This is a genomic window from Streptomyces sp. P17, from assembly GCF_032436805.1.
Lineage (GTDB): Bacteria > Actinomycetota > Actinomycetes > Streptomycetales > Streptomycetaceae > Streptomyces.
In genome coordinates this window covers 1-694 of sequence record NZ_JAVRBF010000236.1, presented here as the reverse complement: position 1 = coordinate 694, position 694 = coordinate 1, and the positions used below count along the sequence as shown (strand labels likewise).

Below are 694 nucleotides of genomic sequence, written 5' to 3'. Positions count from 1 at the left end.
ATTTGCTGAACGCCAACTCAGCGTCCAGCGATGCCATCGCGGCCTCGTTGGCGGCGAACAGGCTGTCCACGTAGTCGTCATAGCTCTGCGTCGCGGTGTCGGTGGCGCTGGTTAGTTCCTTCTGCTTCTTCGTCAGCGCTTCGGATGCCGAGCCTGCGTTCTTGGTGGCGATCTGCGCGGACTGCACTGCGATGGGAATCTCGCCACCCATCCAGCGCACGAGGTCCTCGTTCGACAGGTTCAGCAGGTCGGTGTACCCGGTCGCCTCGTACAGCGAGGACGCCTGCGCACGCAGACCCTCCGCGTAGGTCGGGAACTGGCGGATGAGAGAATCGTTATCTATACCCTGCTTCCTCGCAGCCTCAGCCATGCGGGCGAACGCGGCGGCAGCCTTGTCGGCGCTGCCGGAGCCCACCATCTGACTCAGTGCACTGTCCGCGCGCTGGAACCCTTCCTCGAGCTCCTTGAGCGCGCCGTAGTGGCCGGACATGCCGGCGAACATCTTGGCGAGTGGGTCGGAGCCGTCGCGCAGGTTGTCCCACTTCTTGAGCTGCTCGAATGCAGCTTCGACGCTCAGCTCGATCTTCTGGAAGCCCATGCTCGTCTGGGCGGCGAAGTCCTGGCGGGACAGTGCGGAAGCGGCCGAGTCGGTGGATGCCGCCAGTTGCAGCATCAGCGACGAGGTTTGCTCCAG

The 694-nt window shown here is 64.1% G+C and carries 1 protein-coding gene; it reads right to left on the bottom strand.

The annotated features are described in order from the left end of the window. On the bottom strand, positions 1-694 hold a 694-nt coding region (locus tag RMT89_RS40590), incomplete at both ends, for a hypothetical protein (RefSeq protein WP_315888766.1).